The sequence below is a fragment of the Lentzea sp. NPDC054927 genome (assembly GCF_053610285.1).
Window position 1 is genome coordinate 333,441 of record NZ_JBSGXZ010000005.1, and the last position, 18,263, is coordinate 351,703.

At 68.2% G+C, this 18,263-nt stretch carries 18 protein-coding genes; 10 read left to right on the forward strand and 8 right to left on the reverse strand.

Going from position 1 to position 18,263, the window contains the following annotated elements; translation table 11 throughout:
• Positions 1-561 precede the first annotated feature (561 nt).
• From ACWGE0_RS11630 to ACWGE0_RS11645, 4 genes are read right to left on the reverse strand one after another with little or no spacing between them, the layout of a single operon-like run.
• A complete protein-coding gene (locus ACWGE0_RS11630) occupies positions 562-1,002 on the reverse strand; it encodes a DUF6346 domain-containing protein (RefSeq protein ID WP_452260822.1) in 441 nt (146 codons plus the stop codon).
• Positions 999-2,297 (reverse strand): WXG100 family type VII secretion target, encoded by a 1,299-nt coding sequence (locus ACWGE0_RS11635; protein WP_452260823.1) that lies wholly within the window; start codon positions 2,295-2,297, stop codon positions 999-1,001. Before ACWGE0_RS11635 ends, ACWGE0_RS11630 begins: the two co-directional genes overlap by 4 nt.
• Positions 2,294-2,602, reverse strand: coding sequence for a hypothetical protein (locus ACWGE0_RS11640; protein ID WP_452260824.1), 309 nt, complete (start codon positions 2,600-2,602; stop codon positions 2,294-2,296). Before ACWGE0_RS11640 ends, ACWGE0_RS11635 begins: the two co-directional genes overlap by 4 nt.
• Positions 2,599-3,051, reverse strand: coding sequence for a YbaB/EbfC family nucleoid-associated protein (locus ACWGE0_RS11645; RefSeq protein ID WP_452260825.1), 453 nt, complete (start codon positions 3,049-3,051; stop codon positions 2,599-2,601). The genes ACWGE0_RS11640 and ACWGE0_RS11645 overlap by 4 nt, the downstream gene beginning before the upstream one ends.
• 56 nt (positions 3,052-3,107) lie before the next feature.
• Here ACWGE0_RS11645 and ACWGE0_RS11650 point away from each other — a divergent pair, with 56 nt between their 5' ends.
• From ACWGE0_RS11650 to ACWGE0_RS11675, 6 genes are all read left to right on the forward strand, one after another.
• Positions 3,108-3,668 (forward strand): type VII secretion system-associated protein, encoded by a 561-nt coding sequence (locus ACWGE0_RS11650; RefSeq protein WP_452260826.1) that lies wholly within the window; start codon positions 3,108-3,110, stop codon positions 3,666-3,668.
• A gap of 63 nt (positions 3,669-3,731) precedes the next feature.
• Positions 3,732-4,364, forward strand: coding sequence for a hypothetical protein (locus ACWGE0_RS11655; RefSeq protein ID WP_452260827.1), 633 nt, complete (start codon positions 3,732-3,734; stop codon positions 4,362-4,364).
• Between the two features lie 115 nt (positions 4,365-4,479).
• Complete coding sequence (locus ACWGE0_RS11660; RefSeq protein WP_452260828.1) at positions 4,480-5,799, forward strand: purine-cytosine permease family protein; 1,320 nt, start codon at positions 4,480-4,482, stop codon at positions 5,797-5,799.
• A gap of 15 nt (positions 5,800-5,814) precedes the next feature.
• The gene (locus ACWGE0_RS11665) at positions 5,815-7,377 is read left to right on the forward strand and encodes a hydantoinase/oxoprolinase N-terminal domain-containing protein (RefSeq protein WP_452260829.1); all 1,563 of its coding nucleotides are present in this window, start codon (positions 5,815-5,817) and stop codon (positions 7,375-7,377) included.
• A gap of 38 nt (positions 7,378-7,415) precedes the next feature.
• Positions 7,416-8,477 carry a DUF917 domain-containing protein gene (locus tag ACWGE0_RS11670; RefSeq protein ID WP_452260830.1) on the forward strand — a complete coding sequence of 354 codons (1,062 nt, stop codon included), beginning with the start codon at positions 7,416-7,418 and terminating at the stop codon, positions 8,475-8,477.
• Positions 8,474-10,009, forward strand: coding sequence for a helix-turn-helix domain-containing protein (locus ACWGE0_RS11675; protein WP_452260831.1), 1,536 nt, complete (start codon positions 8,474-8,476; stop codon positions 10,007-10,009). Before ACWGE0_RS11670 ends, ACWGE0_RS11675 begins: the two co-directional genes overlap by 4 nt.
• Here the strand turns inward: ACWGE0_RS11675 and ACWGE0_RS11680 are convergent, their stop codons facing one another.
• From ACWGE0_RS11680 to ACWGE0_RS11690, 3 genes are all read right to left on the reverse strand, one after another.
• Positions 10,010-10,837 (reverse strand): sensor histidine kinase, encoded by an 828-nt coding sequence (locus ACWGE0_RS11680; protein ID WP_452260832.1) that lies wholly within the window; start codon positions 10,835-10,837, stop codon positions 10,010-10,012.
• Between the two features lie 158 nt (positions 10,838-10,995).
• Positions 10,996-11,700: a class I SAM-dependent methyltransferase gene (locus ACWGE0_RS11685; protein WP_452260833.1), complete on the reverse strand. Its 705-nt coding sequence runs from the start codon at positions 11,698-11,700 to the stop codon at positions 10,996-10,998.
• Between the two features lie 35 nt (positions 11,701-11,735).
• Positions 11,736-12,692: a hypothetical protein gene (locus ACWGE0_RS11690; RefSeq protein WP_452260834.1), complete on the reverse strand. Its 957-nt coding sequence runs from the start codon at positions 12,690-12,692 to the stop codon at positions 11,736-11,738.
• A gap of 125 nt (positions 12,693-12,817) precedes the next feature.
• Here ACWGE0_RS11690 and ACWGE0_RS11695 point away from each other — a divergent pair, with 125 nt between their 5' ends.
• The 3 genes from ACWGE0_RS11695 to ACWGE0_RS11705 all read left to right on the forward strand — a co-directional run bounded on the left by ACWGE0_RS11695 (position 12,818) and on the right by ACWGE0_RS11705 (position 17,270).
• Positions 12,818-13,948 carry an ROK family transcriptional regulator gene (locus ACWGE0_RS11695; protein WP_452260835.1) on the forward strand — a complete coding sequence of 377 codons (1,131 nt, stop codon included), beginning with the start codon at positions 12,818-12,820 and terminating at the stop codon, positions 13,946-13,948.
• 60 nt (positions 13,949-14,008) lie between these two features.
• Positions 14,009-15,592 (forward strand): endo-1,4-beta-xylanase, encoded by a 1,584-nt coding sequence (locus ACWGE0_RS11700; RefSeq protein WP_452260836.1) that lies wholly within the window; start codon positions 14,009-14,011, stop codon positions 15,590-15,592.
• A 115-nt stretch (positions 15,593-15,707) separates the two neighbouring features.
• The gene (locus tag ACWGE0_RS11705) at positions 15,708-17,270 is read left to right on the forward strand and encodes an ABC-F family ATP-binding cassette domain-containing protein (protein ID WP_452260837.1); all 1,563 of its coding nucleotides are present in this window, start codon (positions 15,708-15,710) and stop codon (positions 17,268-17,270) included.
• Here ACWGE0_RS11705 and ACWGE0_RS11710 read toward each other — a convergent pair.
• A complete protein-coding gene (locus tag ACWGE0_RS11710; protein ID WP_452260838.1) occupies positions 17,236-17,598 on the reverse strand; it encodes a nuclear transport factor 2 family protein in 363 nt (120 codons plus the stop codon). The two genes, ACWGE0_RS11705 and ACWGE0_RS11710, sit on opposite strands and share 35 nt — an antisense overlap.
• Positions 17,599-17,699: 101 nt before the next feature.
• On the opposite strand from ACWGE0_RS11710, the gene ACWGE0_RS11715 reads away from it, so the two are divergent.
• Entirely contained in the window at positions 17,700-18,152 is a 453-nt protein-coding gene (locus tag ACWGE0_RS11715; RefSeq protein ID WP_452260851.1) for a MarR family winged helix-turn-helix transcriptional regulator, read from the forward strand.
• The last annotated feature ends 111 nt before the right edge of the window (positions 18,153-18,263 follow it).

Below are 18,263 nucleotides of genomic sequence, written 5' to 3' on the forward strand. Positions count from 1 at the left end.
GCGCCTCCTCGGCTGACTCCGACGTCCTTTCGAGATTCGTTCTGGCGTGGCGTGCAAGTCAAGCAATAAATGATGTAGATCGTTGTGTCACGCCAATGCGCGGAATTCCTCGGCCGTGTTTACTCGGTGCAATTTCGGATCATCGTGAACGATGGTCTGATCGAGTGTCGACTCACCCGTTCGGCGGCATGCGAAATTATGGTCGCTCGGAGTGGAATATTCCCTGCCTGCTCCATTGGGGTGCACCTAGTCAAAAATGACGAATGGGTAGCACACGCGCTTCTGCAACTCTTCGTGTCGACGATGCGACAGTCTGTCAAGGAGCAGGGTAGCGGTTGGCACGCAGCAGGTCTGATACTGGCCGCCGACCGCGACAGGGTGACCGAGTCAGATCGTCGGCGAGGTGCAGGAAATCCGCGACCTCGCCGCCCGCCGCCACAGATCAGCCAGTCGTCGCTGTAGTTGCGGGCGGCCCAGGAGAACAGGGAATCGCCGCTATTGCTGGGATTGCATCGGAGAAGACCTCGAAGAGGCCGATGCTCGGGCCCCGCTAGTGGCCTTTCACTTCGCCGGTTTCTTCTGGCGGAACAGGCGGAACGTCATGTACAGCGCGACAACAGGGATGCCCATGAGGGACAGCATGTACGCGACCTTGTTGGGCTCCCTGCGTTCGGCCAGCGCCCATTCCACGCTTGCCTGCGAAGACCTTCCGGACCGCACGCGGTTGTTGGTCATCGGTACGCGTTTGCCGATGTCCGCAGGTGTGAGCGAGGAGTTCTTGCTGCTGTACGGGTACTGCTTGCCGTCGTCGGCCGCGATGGTGGCGTTGCAGTGCCAGAGGGCGCCGAAGGCCCACCAGTTGCGGGAACAGGAGATGCTCTCCGCGTAGCCCTTGGGTTCTCCGCCTGAGCCTGCCTCTCCGTCGAAGAACAGCGTGCCGGCGTGAGCGGTGTAGAGAGCGACGATCCACAGGGCGGCCGCGATTGCGATGCGCTTTGTCATCGGCCTTCCGCCGGATCCTTGTGGCCGCCGCCTTCGGCCTTGTTCAGCTCCTTGGAGAGCTCCTTCGACGGGTGGACCAGGTCGCCCCAGTTCGGCACCAGGTGGGTGATGTCCCTGCTGGACACAGCACGCACCCAGTTCTGGCCGTCTAGCAGACCCTTGCTCAGCGGTGCGTCGACACGGTCGGCTGCGCGGCCGAGGCCGGACTGGGGGTCGCCCATGTTGTCCTTGCGGGTCGACAGTGGCGGCTGGTTCATCGACTCGTAGAAGTCCTTGACCTTTTGCTTGCGCGCTGGGCCGTTCTCCTTCACGCGAGTTGCCCAGTCGTCGACCTTCTGGCTCGTGCGCTGGGCGATGTCGTCGACTTTGTTCATGGCGTTGTCGACGCCGTCCTGGATGCGCCTGCTCGCGTTGCTGAGTCCGTCGCCCAGGTTGTCGAGCGAGTCGGCCCTGGAGACCTTCGTCGCGGAGTCGGAGGTGAGTTCCGCCGCGCGTTGGTTGCCGTAGCGGCTGTTCGGCATCTGCCTGCTCAGCGCGGCGAGGTCGTCGGCCTGCTTGCGCATTGCGGCGCCGGCCTTTTTCGCCAGCGAGCCGAGTTTGTCCAAGGCTTTGAACAGCTTGGCGACGAACCTTGCGATCTTCGTGCCGATTTCGACGGCCTTGGTGACAGCACGGGTGATGAAGGCGGCGATGGAGGCGCCCGCGGTCGGGATTGCCGACGCTGCGGCCGGTATGCCCCACATCAGCAGGGTTCCGGCCAGGTCGGCCAGCAGATCGCGGATCAGTGCCCTGGTCGCGGCCACGACCGCGCCGGCCACCTTGATCTTGTTTGCGGCTGACGATGCGGCAGCGGACGATCCGCGGAGGTGTTCGGCCAGACTGCTGCAGCGGGTGCGGTAGGCATCGGCCGCGTCGCCGGTCCAGTCCATGAGTGTCTTGGCGTGTGACTCGTAGTTGTTGGCCTCGTCGCTCAGGCGTTTGGAGATGTTCTCCCAGGTCGTGCCGATCGCCTCGATTGCTGGCGGGTCACCCATGAGTTTGTCGAACGGCTCGCGGATGAAGCCGACGTTCTCGATGATCCAGCCCACGACGGACGAGGCGAGTGTGCCCAGCGGGTCTGTGAGGAAGCCTGCGACGTCCAGCGCCAGTGCGGCGCCGTCGATGCCGAGGGCTACTGGATCGATGGTCTTGCCCTCGGCGAAGGGCATGACGAGGTCCTCGGCTGTGTCGAAGATGCCGGCACCGGCGAGACGCTTCTTGTCGTCCTCTTTCTTCGCGATCAGCGGGTTGCTCATCGGTCGCCCCCCTGCATCGCCGTGCGGTTGCCTTCCTCGACCTGCTGATAGCCCTCGGCCGTTGAGCAGAGCTCGTCGCCGGTCGACTCGAACGCCTTGGGCAGGGCGGCGAGGAGAGCCTTGGCGTCGTCGAGCTCCTCGTTGAAGATCCACGACCAGCCTTGGCAGAGTTCTCCCATCACGGTGGGGCCGAGATTCACCTGGGAGGCGGACACCGCCTCCTGCAAGGACGGGGCGAGCTGGCCCACGATCTGCTTGCCGTGTGCGGCGATGGCCTCGGACTGAGCAGCGAATCCTGAGCTCATCGCAGCACCGAGCTTCCGCCGAAATCGTCGTCATCGCCCTGTGGCGGAGCGGGACGGCCGGGTGCGGGCTTCGGCTCCTCGACGGTGCCTGCCGGGTCGATCACGGCAATGCCTTGGTCGATCTGCTCGCGCAGGAAGGTCATGCCTTCGCCGTCACCGAGAAGGGGCCGCATGGTTTCTTCGATCTTGCGGGCGGCTTCGACCTGGGCGCGACGGATTGTTTCCATGATCGTGCGGCCGAGGGCCGTGTGGCCCAGATCGTCTGCGCGCGGGGTCAATTGCAGGGATTCGATTCGTCCGCCGGAGCCCACGGTGATGATGACCGAGCCGTCCGGGCTCTGGGCTTCAGTGCGGGACTCGCGAAATGCGGTCTGGATGGCGTTCGCCTGTTCCTGAGCCTGCTGAAGGCGCTGTTCGAAGTTCACGAGATACTGGTGCGGATCGGTCACGACTGGATGATCCCATTCATGCGCACTCTCCGCGCACGGTTCGGCACAATGTGTGCATGATCAAGCCGCTCATCACTCGTGAGATGCGGGAGCGCGCCCGTCGCGTACCCAACAACTGGCTGCACGTTGTCGACCCAGCGCACGACAGCGCGGCCGGTGTTCCCGCGGAGGCCGTGATCGGACGGTATCTCGTGGATGCTCGGGGTGAGATCACCGATCAGTACGTGCAGAATCCTCGGTATCAGCCACGTGAGATCGCCTTCGAGAACGAACTCGAGTCGCTGATGTACCTCGTGCATCGCGGATACGAGGAGAAGCGAGAGCTGGTGGACGCAGTGCTGGCGGCCGAGCTCGTGCTGCCCGCCGATCCGGCTCGCAAGCCACGAGAACATCTGGTGATGCGCGGTGACGTCATCGATGTCTTCGCTTCGAAACGGGCGAGGCCGCGTGACTGGCCGCCTCATTGGCACCGGTTTCGCGGAGTGGAGCTGGCTGTGGTGGTGGATGCGCTGGAGCGGCCCGTCACGCTGCTCGTGACCGCGCAGGGCGGGGTCCAGTTCGAGATTCCAGCTGAGCTGCTCGTCGACGGGCTGCGTGCGGTGACCTCGATGTGGTGAACCGGGAAGTGGCGTGGATCAAGGACGGGGTCGCGTTGCGCCGTTCGGTCTAACCTCGCGCCCGTGCGGACGAGGCTGACCCCCATGCAGCAGGCGGTGGTGGACGCCGGGCGCCCGTTGCCGCAGCTCACCGATCCGCTCGAGGTCGAGCTGCAGGTCAGTGCGTTCGTGGGGCCGTTCGCGGACAACGAGGAGTTGTGGGAAGTCGTCGTGCGGCACCTGCAGGAGGTGCCGAGCCGGCGTAGTGCGGCGATGCTCACGGCGCTCGCGCACTTGTTGCCTGGCAGGCCTGCGCGGTGGGCCAGGGAAGCGGCGCAACAGCAGCGAGAGCCGCAGTGGGATCTTGGGGCGTTGCGGTTCGGGGAGTGCTGGATCGGGGATCGGTCGATCGACGCGGGATATCTGGCACTGCTGTGCAGTTATTCGTACGGGGCTGAGCCGCACGCGATGGTTTTCATGATCGATGAAATCAGTGGCAGCCTCACGCGGCATGCGTTCTTGACGCGTCAGGTCGACGAGGCGCTGGAGCGGCTCAAGCAGCAGGTGCGGTTGGAGTCGATCACGGCTGAGGCGGCTCATTGGCTGCTCAGCCGCAGTTATGACCGGTTCGAGCGGCGGCCTGGGCTGGGGGTCGGGGTCGATGTGCACCACACTCGGCTGGTGGCTCGGCGGCGAATCAAGCTGGCGATGAATTAGGCGGCCTGTGCGAATCGCAAGGTGATGATTCCTCCGACAGTGCACATTGTCTGTAGCTCGATCGTGGGTCGGCCATTACTGTCCGACTTGTCGATCACAGGGCGGAGGGACGTTCATGGCCGCTCTTCTCGGGCATGACGACCAGGCGCTCAGCCGTGTCCCTGACCAGGCGCGGCACCCGTGGTTGTCAGTCGCGACCCAGCGCTTCGGGCAGACGTCCGCGCTGAGCCAGTTGCTGCTGGGCGCGACACTCGGGTTCGGCATGACGTTCTGGGACGCCTTCCTCGCGCTCGCGATCGGGGCGGTGCTGCTCAACGCCGTGGCTGTCGCGGTGGGCGTCATCGGGCAGCGGGAAGGGCTGTCGACCGCGATCCTCACGCGCTGGACGGGGTTCGGGCACGCGGGGTCGGCGATGCTCGGGCTGATCATCGCGTTGTCCTGCACCGGGTGGTTCGGGGTGCAGACCGGGCTGGCGGGCGGCACGCTCGCGGACGTCGCGGGAGTGTTGCCGGCGCCGGTGTGGTCGTTGATCTTCGGGATCGTGGTCACGATCATCGCGGCCTACGGGGTGCGGTGGATGGCGTGGACGGCGTACGTGGCAGTGCCTGCGTTCCTGGGGCTGCTCGGGTGGGTCGTGGTGGCCAACGTCAACGATGTCGGCGCCGTTCTGACGAGCCCGGCGCCGGGGCCGTCGATCGGGATGCTGACCGCGGTCACGCTGGTCACCGGGAGTTTCATCGTGGGTGCGGCCATCGCGCCGGACATGACGCGCTTCAACCGTTCCACGCGGGACGTCGTCAAGCAGACCGTTCTGGGCATCACGGCCGGTGAGTTCGTCATCGGGCTGGCCGGGGTGATCATCGCGCACGGGCTGGGCACCACGGACATCGCCGGTGTCATCGGCCGCTCCAGCGGGTGGATCGGCGCGCTGATCGTGGTCACCGCGGTGTTGAAGATCAACGACTGGAACCTCTACTCGGCGTCGCTCGGGCTCGTGAACTTCTTCGACGCGGTGTTCGCGGTGCGGATCAGCCGGGCGCAGGTGACCGTGATGGTGGGGTGCGCGGGCAGTTTCCTCGCCGCTGCGGGGATCGTCGCGCAGTTCAGCCACTTCCTGGTGTTGCTGGGCGTGGTGTTCCCGCCCGTCACCGGGATCATGATCGCCGAGTACTACGTCGTACGGCGCTGGCGCAACGAGATCATCTCCACGCGACCGCTCGTGCCGCGGTCGGCGCCCTCGTGGGTGCCGGCGACCGTGGTCATCTGGCCGGCCGCCGCGATCGTCGGTGAGCTGGTGCCGTTCGGGCAGTCCAGTGTGAACTCGCTGGTGCTGGCGTTCGCCCTGTACGTCTCAGCCGGCAGATTGGACCTCCTGCGGATGAGGACGCGGCGGGCCACCAACCGTAAGGTGGTCGGAGAGGCGAAGGCCGCCTGAGGGGTGGTTTCGCTCATGCACATCGGCATCGACGTCGGCGGCACCAACACCGACGCCGTTCTCGTCGAGGGACGCCGTGTTCTGGCCGAGTGCAAGCGAACGACGACGGCCGACGTCACCACCGGGATCGTCGAGGCGGTCAGCGGACTGCGGCAGGCGTTCGTGTTCGACGCCGCGGCGATCAAAGCGGTCATGATCGGCACGACGCACTTCGTCAACGCCGTCGTCGAGGGCAGAGGGCTTGCTCAGACGGCGGCGGTGCGGCTCGGACTTCCCGCCACCAAAGCACTTCCGCCGTTCGTCGACTGGCCGGAGCGGCTGCGTGAGGTCATCGGCGGGCACGCGTACCTCTGCCACGGCGGCTACGAGTACGACGGCCGGATCATCTCGCCGCTCGACGAGGACGAGCTGCGCGGCGTCGCCACCGACATCGCCGCGAAGGGCGTGCGGTCGGTCGCCATCTCGTCGGTGTTCTCGCTGGTCAACGGAGATCTCGAACGGCAGGCCGCGGAGATCATCACCGCCGAGGTGCCGGACCTGTTCGTCAGCTTCTCGCACGAGATCGGCCGGCTCGGCCTGCTGGAGCGCGAGAACGCGACGATCATCAACGCGGCCCTGCGCGAGCTCGCCGAGCAGATCGCCGACGGGCTCACCGAATCACTGACGGCACAAGGCATCGACGCCCCGCTCTACCTCAGCCAGAACGACGGCACGCTGATGGACCTCGAGTACGCGCGCTGCTACCCGGTCGCCACGTTCTCCTCCGGCCCGACGAACTCGATGCGCGGCGGCGCGTTCCTGTCCGGTTTGGACGATTGCGTGGTGATCGACGTCGGCGGCACGACGACCGACGTCGGCATGCTGCACAACGGTTTCCCGCGCGAAGCCTCGTCGCAGGTGCTGATCAGCGGGGTGCGCACGAACTTCCGGATGCCCGACGTGCTGTCGTTCGGGCTCGGCGGCGGCAGTGTCGTGCGCGAGCGGGCCGGTGGCGTCGAGGTGGGACCGGGCAGCGTCGGCTTCCGGTTGTCCCAGCAGGCTTTGGTGTTCGGCGGCGACATGCTGACCGCCACGGACATCGCCGTGGCGGCCGGCCTCGCGGACATCGGCGATCCGGCGCTCGTGCGCCACCTCGACCGCACGCTCGTCGGCTCGGTGCTCGACCACGTCTGCGACCGGATCGCCACCCGGGTCGATCGCATGCGCACGAGCCCGGCGCCGTTGCCGGTGGTGCTGGTCGGTGGCGGGAGCGTCCTGGTGCCGGACAAGATCGAGGGCGTCAGCGACATGATCAGGCCCGAGCACCACGCGTTCGCCAACGCCATCGGCGCCGCGATCGCCCAGGTCGGCGGCGAGGTCGACCGGGTGTTCACGATGGATCCGGCGCGCCGCGACGAGGTGCTCGACGCGGCCCGTCAGGAGGCCGTGGACAGGGCGGTGGCGGCGGGCGCGAGGGCGGGCAGCGTGCGGATCGTCGAGGTCGAGGAGATCCCGCTGGCCTACCTGCCCGGCAACGCGAGCCGCGTGCGGGCGAGGGCCGTCGGCGATCTCGTGCTCGACGGCGCGCCGCACCGATAGCTTCTCGCGCGAGCGCGGGCCGCACTACAGTCCCGCGCATGCACCTGCTCCAGCCCGACGAGGTAGACCGGCTCGCTCTGGGCGTGGTCATGCTCGGCAGCGGCGGGGGAGGTGGCGAGCACGAAACCCACGCGTTCGCCGCGATGCTCCGGCACGAAATGCGACAAAGCGGGCCTGTCACGGTGCTTTCGCCGGAAGAGGCGGACCCGGACGGCTACGGCGCACGGGTGGGCCTGATCGGCGCGCCGACCGTGATGATCGAGAAGCTGCCGTCCGGCCTGGAGGCCGAGGAGGCCCTGAAGGCGTTGCAGGCGCACGACTCCACGCGCGCGACGGCCGTCATCGGGTGGGAGGTCGGCGGCTGCAACGGGCTGTTGCCGCTGATCCTGGCCGCGCGGCTGGGCCTGCCGTACGTCGACGTGGACGGGATGGGGAGAGCGTTCCCACGGATCGACCAGACGACCTACGACGCGGCCGGGCTGCCCACGACCCCGTTGGCCATCACCGAACCCAGCGGTAACCGGGCCGTGCTGGACGCGACCGGCATCGAGAAGCTGGCCCGCACCGTGATGGTCGACTTCGGCGGCTGGGCGATGATGGTCGCGAAGCCGTTGAAACTCGCAGACGCGCTCAAAGCAGGCATAACGGGCTCGCTTGCACGGGCGTTGGAACTCGGCGAGATCTGGTCGCAGCAAGCGGTTTCAGTCGACGAACGGGCCAAGTCCTCGGGCGGTTTCCTCGTCACGCGGGGAAAGGTCGTCGAAGTGTGGCGCGAGTCCGTCGGGGACTTTCCGCGCGGAACGGTGGCGCTGCGCTGTTTGGACGCCGACGATGCGTACGTGCGCCTGGAGATGCAGGGTGAGTACCTCGTCGCGCTCGCGGACGGCGAGCCGCTCGTGACGACGCCTGATCTGCTGTGCTGCCTGGACGCCGAGTCCGGCCACCCGCTGACGACCGAGCGGCTCACGTTCGGCGCGGTGGTCGACGTGGTAGCGCTCCCATCGCCGGCGCAGTGGGTCCGGCCGGAGATGCTCGGGCGGGTCGACCCGCGGGCGTTCGGCTACGACCTCGACTACCTGCCGTTCCGGGACGTCCCATGATCGACGACGCCGACTCCCTGACCGTGCGCGACCTGCTGGAGATCGGCGTGCTCGGCGAGGCGTCGCTGCTGGCGGGCGAGCGCGGCGTCGACACCGAGGTCGCGGACGTGCGGCTGGCGGCGGACATGACGGCCGTGGAGGCGTGCTCGGCGGGCGACATGGTGATCCTCACCGGGAACCAGCCGTATCTGGTCGAGGTGGCGTTGCGGCGGGCGTACAGCGCGGACGTGCGGGCCGTCGTGCTCGTACGGCCGTCGACGGGCTCCTACCACTCTCCTTCCGCCGCAACGATCTCGTTCGCGAACCGGCTCGGCGTGCCGCTCCTGCAGACCAAGGCGGACGACCCGCTGCTGGTCGCCGATGCGTTGCGCACCGCCGTGCGGCGTCCCGAGGTCGCGGCGGCCCGGCTGCTGAACGCCGTCACCGCGCGATTGGGCCGCAGCCGGCCGGATCCGCGGTCCGTCATCACGATCCTGTCCGGCGAGCTGCACGTGACGTGCGCCGTGATCAGCGCGGACGGCACCGCGATCGAGGGCGTGTCCCCACCGGGCCTGCCGCCGGACCTGCTGATCGGCTCGGTCGCCACCACCGTCGAGATGGCCGAGGGTTTCGCCGTGGCGGTGCCGGTGGAGACCGACCGGACCGGCCACGTGCACCTGTGGCTGGTCTCGCACGCCCGCGGCCGCAACAAGCGCTGGGCCGAGACCGTCATGCAGATCAGCCAGGTCGCCTCCTGGGCGCTGGGAAACTGGGTCGCCTCCGAACGCCTCGAAACCGAACGCCGTGCCCGTTCCCGCGCCTCGCTGCTGTCCGAGCTGCTCGCCTCCGGTGACGACGTGCCGCCACACCTGGTGCAGCAGGCCGTGCTTGCCGGGTGGCGGCTCGACGGCTGGCACACGGGCGTCTACGCGACCCTGAACCCGCCCGCATCGGGCTGCATCGACGCCACCAACACCGAACGGCTGCGCGTCGAGCTGTCCCGGCGCGGCCTGCACGGCCAGCTCGTCGAGGGCGCGGAGGGCTGGTCGTTCTGGCTCACCAACGACGCCGAGCCACCGCAGTCCCAGCACCGCGAACTGACCACGAGGCTCGCCCAGGTGCTGGGCTCCTGCCAGCTCGTGGCGGGCGTCGGCAGGCCGCATCCCGGTTCGTCCGGCGTGGGCCGCACGCTGGCCGAAGCACGCGAGGCCGCCGCGATGACCGGGTCGGTGCGGGTCGTGCACATCGACGAACTCGGCGTGCGGCGACTGTTGTCGATGGCGGCCGAGACACCCGCGCTGGTCGAGCAGGCGACCCGGCTGCTGGAACCGCTGGCGGGCGTGGAGGACGGCCAGCTGCTGCGCACGCTGGCCGTGTACCTGGACGAGGAGTCGGTGACGTCCTCGGCGGCGGTGCGGTTGAAGGTGCACCGGAACACGGTGGCGCAGCGGATCAACCGGGTCGAGCAGCTGCTCGGGGTCAGTCTGCTGAACCCGGACGAGCGGCTCGCGGTTCATCTGGCGTGCCGGGCGGTTCGCGCTTCCGACGAGTGATCAGGTGGGCACGAACGCGGGCAGCACCGCGTCCACCAGGTAACCGCCGTCGTCCGTCGGGCCCGCCGTGAGGGTGCCGCCGACCATCTCCACCCGGCCGCGCAGGCCGAGCAAACCGGTGCCGGAGCGGGGAATCGCGCTGTCCGGGGTGGCCGGCGGGGCGGTGTTGCGGATGACCGCGCGGACCGTGCTCGGTCCACAGTGGATGGTGATCTCGGTCTGGGCGCCGGGGGCGTGTTTGTGCACGTTGGTCAGGGATTCCTGGACCACCCGGTACATCGTGCGGCGCACGGCGGGGGAGACGATGTCGGCGTCGCCGTGTTCGGTCAGGGTGATTTCCAGGCCGGTGGCGGCGGAGTCGGCCACCAGGCTGGAGAGGCGGTCGGGCAGGACGTCCGGGATGCGGGGCTTGCGGCCGTTGCGCAGGACGCCGACGAGGTCGCGCAGTTCGGTCAACGCCTGGCAGCCCGCGGTGCGCAGTTCCTCGGCGGCCTGGCGGGTGCCGTCGTCCTTGGCCGCCACGCGCATCGCGCCGGCGTGCAGCACCATCAGGTTGAGGCGGTGGGTGACGACGTCGTGCATCTCGGCGGCGAGCCGGGTGCGTTCGTCGGCACGGGCGCGCTCGGCCACAAGTTCGCGTTCGCGCTCGGCCAGGGCCCGTGCGAGCCTGCGCCGGGTACCCAGGTAGAGGCCGCCCAGCCCGGCGATCACGACCACGCCGGCGCCGATCGACAACGTCATGGGGAAAGCGATTACCAGGGCCGACGGCAGCGTGAAGTCGCGCGCTGCCACCAGCAGCACGAGCGCCAGGTCTCCGGCCCGTCTCACGCGCCTGACGATACTGCCGCGATTGTGCCTCGGATCACCTACGGGAGCAGGGCGCTGACCCTACTTTCGCAGGTGGCGGGCCTGCGTGTTTCCGCCTGCCGGACGCCGGTGTCCGGTCGCCGCGACGGGGCAGCGTGACGCTTGTCCTGAGTGGAGCATCAGGGGTTGCGGAAGAGCGCGGTCCACAGGAACGGCTTGCCGAACGTCGCCGAGTCCGCCGGCTGGTCGGTCATCCGGCGCAGCTCCACCTCGGTGAGGTCCTGGAAGATCCACCGCAGCTCGTCTGGCTGGTACCCGACGCCGCCGGACAGGCCGGTCTGCCGGTACAGCTCGGCGTCCGGGGTGGCGGTGCCCTCCTCGGCGGTGAAGCAGGTCAGCGCGAAGTGGCCGCCGGGCTTGAGCGCGCGGCCGAGCAGCGCGAGGTAGCTGATCCGGCGGTGTGGTGGCAGGTGGTGGAAGCAGCCGGAGTCGTAGATCAGGTCGTACGAGCCCTCGCTCGCGAACGCGTCGCCGTGGCGGAACCGGATGTCCAGCCCCTCGCCGCGTTCGGTGGCCCACGCGATGGCGGTGGCGGAGATGTCCACGGCGTCGACCTGGAACCCGTTGCGCGCCAGGAAGAGGGCGTTGCGGCCGGGCCCGCAGCCGACGTCGAGGGCGCGGCCGGGAGTGATCAGGCCGCGCTCCAGGTAGCCCGCGAGGTTCTCGTCCGGCTTGGCCACGAAGAACGGGACCTCGCGATCCCGGTCCTCGTAGAAGCCGTCCCACCAGTCGCCAGCCCGCTCGGTCCAGCGGTCGGCGTCCGGTGCGAAAAGACCGTCGAGCAAAGTGAGGACGTCGTCGACCGTCCTGATGTGCCGATGCAACCTGAACCCCCAGGTAGAACGGCCATCAGTCTATCTCAGAGGCCACCTTCGGACAGCCGTTTGCGGTAGCCGCGCGCCCCTTCGGAACCGACGTTCTCGTGGAAGTCGACCCCACCCGGATTGGTCTGCACGTGGTAGTAGGTGGCGCCCCACAGGCTGCTGGCCACCGAGTCGTCGAAGTGGATGAAGTTCCCGTACTTGTAGCCCTTCTGGTACGGCGTGAGCGCGGTGGTCCTGATCGAGTACTCGGTCGCGATCACCGGCTTGCCCGGCCACTTCGAGGCGCACCGCGAGAGCGTTTCGCTGTAGGTCAGCTCGTTCCAACTGCCCTGGCTCGCGAAGCTGCCGTCGTCGGCGTTGCTGTAGAAGTGCACGCCCACGAAGTCGCACTTCTTGATGGCGTTGACGAAGTTCGGGTTGCCGTACCAGGTGTCCGGATTGGTGCCCTTGTTCGGCGAGAGCGCGGTGCCGCAGATCTTGGCGCCGGGGAAGGTCTCCCGGATGCGGTCGATCGTCACGCCGAGGTTGTAGCCGTAGACCCACGGATCGGCCACGCGGATGTTCGGCTCGTTGCCCAGCTCGATGATGCACTTGTCGGCGCCCGAGCGGAGGGCCTTGTACTCGAAGAAGCGGGAGTCGCGGATCTCCGCGACCGCGCGGTTCGGGTCGATCACGTTGTCGGTGTCGCCGGTGACCGTGCGGACGATGAGGAAGTTCGAGGCGCCCGCGGCGGTCCACACGTGGTCGCGGTAGTTCGCCCACGGACCGGGGCCCGGGGTGCCCCAGCCGGTGACGACCTTGGCGAGGTTGGCCGCCTGGTTGTTGATCGCGTCGATCCACGTCTGGTAGCCATCGGTCAGCAACGGGCCGTGCGCGCGGTAGTGCGGTGCCGCCGATGCCTGCCCCGGCAACGACGCCATGCCCGCCGCCGCGATGGCGCCCGCCGCCAGCCTGCCCATCGCTCGGCGGCTGTACTGCCTCTCGCCGGTCATCGCCGGTCTCCCTTCGTCGAGGAACGGCGTCAGGCAACAGCGCGCGGGTATGAGGACCGGTATGCGAGCGGTATGTGAACGAGTGCCTCTAGACACCAGTAACGTCTCGTTACTAGTTTGGCGACATGACTGGAGCCGTGACCGGCGCGCATGTGCGGGAGACGAACGTGCAGGCCGTCTACCAGGCGATTCGGCGGGCGCATCCGTTGAGTCGCGCGCAGCTCGCGCGGTACCTGGGGATGTCCAAGCCGACCGCGAACCGCGCGATCGACGCGTTGCTCGGCGCCGGGCTGGTCGAGGAGGTGCCGCGGCCGGAGGACGCGGCGGGGTACGACGCGGTGTACTTCGGGCCGCGGGCGGGCGCGGCGACGGTGCTGGCGCTCGACCTCGGCAGCCGGTACCTGCGCGGCTGCGTCGCCGACCTCGACGGAACGGTGCTGGCGCGGCTCGACCAGCCGGTGAGCGGCAACGCGCCCGCCCACGTGCTGGAGATGGCGGTGCTGGTGCGGGACGCGCTCGTCGAGGCGGCCGGGTCCGTGCCGGAGGTCGCCACGATCGGCATCGGCGGCGTGATCGACCCGCGCACCGGAATCGTGCACGACGCCAACCAGGACGCGCTGGAAGGGTTCGCGGCGCAGGCCGAGCTCTCGGCCGCGCTGGAGTTGCCGGTCGTCGCGGAGAACGACATCAACCTCGCCGCCGTCGGGGAGGGCTGGCGCGGGGCGGGGCTCGACGCGGGCGACTTCGCGTTCCTGTCGATCGGCAGCGGCGTCGGGGCCGGGCTCGTGCTCGGCGGCCGGCTGCACCGGGGCGTGAACGGGGCCGCCGGCGAGATCGACCACGTGCCGGAAGGGCAGCGGTTCCGGTCCGACAGCCCCGCCGCGGACGCGTTCCTCGCGCACATCTGGCAGCACTCCGAGTTTGTCACCACGGAGGAGGTCATGATCGCGGCGCGCGGTGGTGACGAACGCGCGTTGCACCTCGTCGCGTGGGAGGCGGCGCGGATCGCCGAACACGCCGCCAGGATCTCGTCGGTCGTCGATCTGTCGTTGATCGTGCTGGGTGGTGGCATCGGGTTGAACGGCGACCTGCTCGCCCGGCCCGTGCGTGCCGCGATGACCAAGCTCTCGGCCTACCCGCCCGCCATCAAGACCTCGCTGCTGGGCGAGGCCGCCATCCTCACCGGCGCCGTCGCCACCGGGCTCGACGCCGTGCTCGCCGATCTCGTCACCACCAGGGTTTCCGCCGCCAACTGAGTTCACCGCGCGGTTCCGCCGCCGCCTGTGCGGTCCACGCACCACCACAGGAGGGGTTCGATGCTGCCCATTTTCGTTGCACTGTTGGTCGCGGCCGGGACACCGGCCGTGCCACAGGCCTCGCTGGATCTGCTGGCGGGCCAGGACTGGTCGCACTTCGCGGGCGCCACCCGGACCGCGGACGGCGTCCAGATCCGGCCGCTGGACCGGTGGATCGTCGCCACCGAGGGCCAGCGGTCCCAGGCCAATCCGCCGGTCAACCTGCTCGGCCCGCGGCTGCTGGTCAACGGCACGTTCCAGGTCGACGCGACCATGTCCGGGACCGGATTCCTGCAGCTCTACGGCTCGCCGCCGATCATCTACGACGAGTGGCGGCAGGAACCGCCGAGCGTCCGGGTCGGGATCGCCGGCGGGAAGCTGGACGTCGCCGTGTGGAACGGCAAGGGCGACAAACCCGTGCAGACCAAGAAGTTCGGCTCCGGGTTGTCCGGTGACGTCGCGGTGCGCGTGAAGCGTTCCGGTTCGACGCTGGAGTTCTCGGCCGGGGGCCAGCAGCTCGGGACGGTGCCGGATTCCGGCGTGTTCGCGTCGGGCCAGGTGTGGTTCGGCGCGGACGGGTCGTGGAAGCTGAAGTCGTTGACGGCCACGGGTGCCACGGGCATCCGGAAAGCGCCGGACTGGAAGCAGAAGACCGTGTCCGGCTCGCTGCGGTCGCGCGCGGAAGCGTTGCCGCGCAAGGTGGGCGTGGGCAGTGCGCTGGCGGTCGCGCCGTTGGTGGCCGACGATGCATATCGCGCGACGGCGGGTGAACAGTTCAACCTGATCACTCCCGAGAACGACATGAAACCGCAGTTCGTGCAGCCCACGCGCGGGGTGTTCGCGTTCGAGGAGGCCGACGCGATCGTGGACTTCGCCCGTGCCAACAACATCGCGGTGCACGCGCACACGCTGGTGTGGTTCGAGGCGCTGCCGACGTGGATGAGGTCGGCGCCGGACAAGAAAACCGTGATGACGGACCACATCAAGGCCGTCGCCGCGCACTTCAAGGGCCGCGTGACGGAGTGGGACGTCGTCAACGAGCCGATGAACGAGGACAACGCGGACGGTCTGGAGCACAACCTGTGGCACCAGGCGATGGGTGCCGACTACATCGCCCAGGCCTTCCGTGCCGCGCGAGCGGTGGATCCGGGTGCCGTGCTGTATCTCAACGAGTACGGCGCCGAAGCGGACGGACCGCGCTGGAAGGCGTTGTACGCCCTGGTGAAGAAGCTCAAGCAGGACGGCGTGCCGATCGACGGCGTCGGCCTGCAGAGCCACGAGTACGAGGCGGGCGACCGGGTGCCGGCCGAGACGTTCCGCAAGCACGTGCGGGCGTTGGCGGAGCTGGGGCTGAAGGTCCGAGTGTCCGAAATGGACGTGGTGACGGCCGATCAGACGTTGCAGGCCAAGCAGTTCGGTGAACGGCTCGCGGTGTGCCGGCAGGAGTCGAACTGCACCGGGTTCACCTCGTGGGGCTTCACCGACCGGTACGGCTCGACAGCCACGACGAACCGTTATCCGGCGCTGCCGGGCAACGCGCTGCCGTGGACCGCGTCGATCACCCCGAAGAAGGCGCACACCGCGTTGGTGGACGCTCTTCGCTAACTCCGTTGCGCGACTCGTACGGTGTATGGGAACATCAACTCCATGATCTTCTGACTCCGCTGCAGGCACGTTCGCGTGCGTCCTTTCCGAGTTCGTTCGGACAGCAGGGGGTCACATGTCAGGTCAGTTGACGCTCAAATCCATCACCAGGAGCTATGCGCATCGGCGGGTGCTCGACGACGTCTCGCTGACGGTCCGGCCGGGCGAGAAAGTCGGTGTGGTCGGGGAGAACGGTTCCGGCAAGTCCACGCTGGTGCGGTTGATCGCCGGGCAGGACGTCCCGGACGACGGTGAGATCACCGTCGTCGCGGACGGCGTCGGGTACCTCGCGCAGGTGCTCGACCTGCCCGGCGACGCCACCGTCGGCGACGCGATCGACGCCGCGCTCGTCGAGATCCGGTTGCTCGAACAGCAGATCGCGGCCGCGGCGCAACAACAGCGGCTGGGTGAGCTGGGCGACCTGCTCACGGCGTTCGAGCTGCGTGACGGCTACTCGGCGGACGCACGGGTCGAGGCCGCGATGTCCGCGCTGGGTATTGGTTTCCTGGCGCGGGACAGGCGGCTCGGCACGTTGTCCGGCGGGCAGCGGGCCAGGCTGGCGCTGGCCGGTGTGCTGTCGGCCGAGCCCGAACTACTGTTGCTCGACGAGCCCACGAACCATCTCGACGACCAGGCGCTGGCCTGGCTGGAGAACAGGTTGCGGGCCCACCGGGGCACGGTGGTCGTGGTGACGCACGACCGGTTGCTGCTGGAACGGGTGGCCACGGCGATCGTCGAGGTCGACGAACGCGGGATCTCCCGCTACGGCAACGGCTACGCAGGCTATGTCGCCGAGAAGAAGGCGGCGCGGCAGCGGTGGGAGCAGGCGTACGCGGAGTGGGTGGGCGAGATCGGCCACTGGACAGAGTGGCGCGGCACGACGGCGCACCGGGTCGCGCCGGGCCGGGCGATCCCGGACCACAACAAGTGCAAGTACAACGGCGACGGCCGCCGGGTGCAGGCGTCGATCCGCACGCGGGTGCGCAGCGCGTCCGAACGGCTGGAGCGGCTGCACGCTGATCCGGTGCCGAAGCCGCCGGAACCGTTGCACCTCAACGCCCCGCTTGACGCGGCGGTGCGCGAGGGTGTGGTGCTTCGGCTGCAGGAGGCGCGGGTTGATCGACGGTTGTGCGTTGACGAGTTGGTTGTCGAGGCTGGGCAACGGTTGTTGGTGACCGGGGCGAACGGTGTCGGCAAGTCGACGTTGCTCGACGTGCTGGCTGGTGTTCTTGAGCTCGACCGCGGGACGGTTGCGCGTCATGGGGTGGTCGGGTATCTGCCGCAGGAGACCGTTGTGCGCGAGCCGAAGCAGTCGGTGCTGGCGGCGTTCGGTGGGAGTGCTGAGCGGTTGTTGTCGTTGGGGCTGTTTCGGGCTGCGGACTTCGCTTTGCCGGTGGGGGCGTTGTCGGTCGGGCAACGGCGGCGGCTTGCCTTGGCGCGGTTGCTGGTTGGTGAGTTTGACGTGCTGTTGCTTGATGAGCCGACTAACCATCTGTCGCTTGGGTTGGTGGAGGAGCTTGAAGCGGCGCTCGCTGGTTATTCGGGGGCGGTGGTTGTGGCTTCGCATGATCGGTTGCTGCGGCGGAGGTGGCAGGGGGAGGAGCTCAGAATGGCTCGTAGCAGTCGAACGTCTCGATAGAGCTGATCAGGCCGTCGCGGGTCTCGACGAACTGGGCGATGTGTGCGGTGAGGCGCTGGCCGGTTCGCAGCTCACCGGTCCAGGTCAGGCGGAGGATCTGGGTGTCGCCGGAGCGCAGGGTTGAGTGCACGTCGTACTTCTGGGTTGCCAGCAGCTCGGTGCCCTTCTTGGAGGCTGCGAGCATCTCGTTGAGAGGTGTTCGCGCTCCGGAGGGTTTGATGGGGTTCGGGTGTTCGACGGTGATGGCGTCGGTGGTGAAGTAGTGGCGTAGGGAGTCGCCGGACTGGCCGGCTTCGAGTGCGCGGTGCAGTGACGTGATGGCGTCCATGTGTACAACCGTAGTTGTGCAAGGCGGGTTGTACAACAGGGGTTGTACAAGCTTGGTTGTGCGATTGTGGTGTCGATGTCAGGATGCGTGTTGTGGATCTGATGCGGCTCGATTTCGCGACCCTCGCCTACCTGGCCGGTAGCTCCGCCAACGAGGCGGTTCTGGCTCGGCTGCATGAGATCGGGTACGTCGGCGTCCGTGTCTCGCACGGGTATGTGATCCAGCATCTGGTTGAGGGTGCCCCTACGGTTTCCGAGTTGGGCGAGCTGCTTGGGGTCACGCAGCAGGCTGCGTCGAAGCAGTTGGTTGAGTTGGAACGACTTGGGTATGTCGAGCGGGTGTTGGACGGGGTGGACAGCCGGGTGCGTCGTGCTGCGCTCACGGTGCGGGGGCGGCAGTTGGTTGAGGACAGTCGGCGGCTTCGTGGTGAGTTGGATGTGCATGGTGGAGATGCGGTGAAGCGGGCGTTGATTCGGTTGCTTGACGCTACTGGTGGGACTGAGAAGGTGTTGGGGCGTCGGGTCGCGGCTTTTGAGGGTGGTCACCTTGCGTAGGGCGAGTTCCTGTTGAGTGCGTTTCCTGGGGGCGCTGCCCCCAGACCCCCGCCAATCTGATCTGGGGGTCCTCCGCCGTGCGTGGGTTGATGGCACGCCTGTTGCGTTGGG

What these genes read in the sequence shown, in the direction of transcription:
- ACWGE0_RS11630 (WP_452260822.1), bottom strand. Translation starts at nt 1,002, where the DNA reads ATGACAAAGCGCATCGCAATCGCGGCCGCCCTGTGGATCGTCGCTCTC.
- ACWGE0_RS11635 (WP_452260823.1), bottom strand. Translation starts at nt 2,297, where the DNA reads ATGAGCAACCCGCTGATCGCGAAGAAAGAGGACGACAAGAAGCGTCTC.
- ACWGE0_RS11640 (WP_452260824.1), bottom strand. Translation starts at nt 2,602, where the DNA reads ATGAGCTCAGGATTCGCTGCTCAGTCCGAGGCCATCGCCGCACACGGC.
- ACWGE0_RS11650 (WP_452260826.1), top strand. Translation starts at nt 3,108, where the DNA reads ATGATCAAGCCGCTCATCACTCGTGAGATGCGGGAGCGCGCCCGTCGC.
- ACWGE0_RS11660 (WP_452260828.1), top strand. Translation starts at nt 4,480, where the DNA reads ATGGCCGCTCTTCTCGGGCATGACGACCAGGCGCTCAGCCGTGTCCCT.
- ACWGE0_RS11665 (WP_452260829.1), top strand. Translation starts at nt 5,815, where the DNA reads ATGCACATCGGCATCGACGTCGGCGGCACCAACACCGACGCCGTTCTC.
- ACWGE0_RS11670 (WP_452260830.1), top strand. Translation starts at nt 7,416, where the DNA reads ATGCACCTGCTCCAGCCCGACGAGGTAGACCGGCTCGCTCTGGGCGTG.
- ACWGE0_RS11675 (WP_452260831.1), top strand. Translation starts at nt 8,474, where the DNA reads ATGATCGACGACGCCGACTCCCTGACCGTGCGCGACCTGCTGGAGATC.
- ACWGE0_RS11690 (WP_452260834.1), bottom strand. Translation starts at nt 12,692, where the DNA reads ATGACCGGCGAGAGGCAGTACAGCCGCCGAGCGATGGGCAGGCTGGCG.
- ACWGE0_RS11695 (WP_452260835.1), top strand. Translation starts at nt 12,818, where the DNA reads ATGACTGGAGCCGTGACCGGCGCGCATGTGCGGGAGACGAACGTGCAG.
- ACWGE0_RS11700 (WP_452260836.1), top strand. Translation starts at nt 14,009, where the DNA reads ATGCTGCCCATTTTCGTTGCACTGTTGGTCGCGGCCGGGACACCGGCC.
- ACWGE0_RS11705 (WP_452260837.1), top strand. Translation starts at nt 15,708, where the DNA reads ATGTCAGGTCAGTTGACGCTCAAATCCATCACCAGGAGCTATGCGCAT.
- ACWGE0_RS11710 (WP_452260838.1), bottom strand. Translation starts at nt 17,598, where the DNA reads ATGGACGCCATCACGTCACTGCACCGCGCACTCGAAGCCGGCCAGTCC.
- ACWGE0_RS11715 (WP_452260851.1), top strand. Translation starts at nt 17,700, where the DNA reads ATGCGGCTCGATTTCGCGACCCTCGCCTACCTGGCCGGTAGCTCCGCC.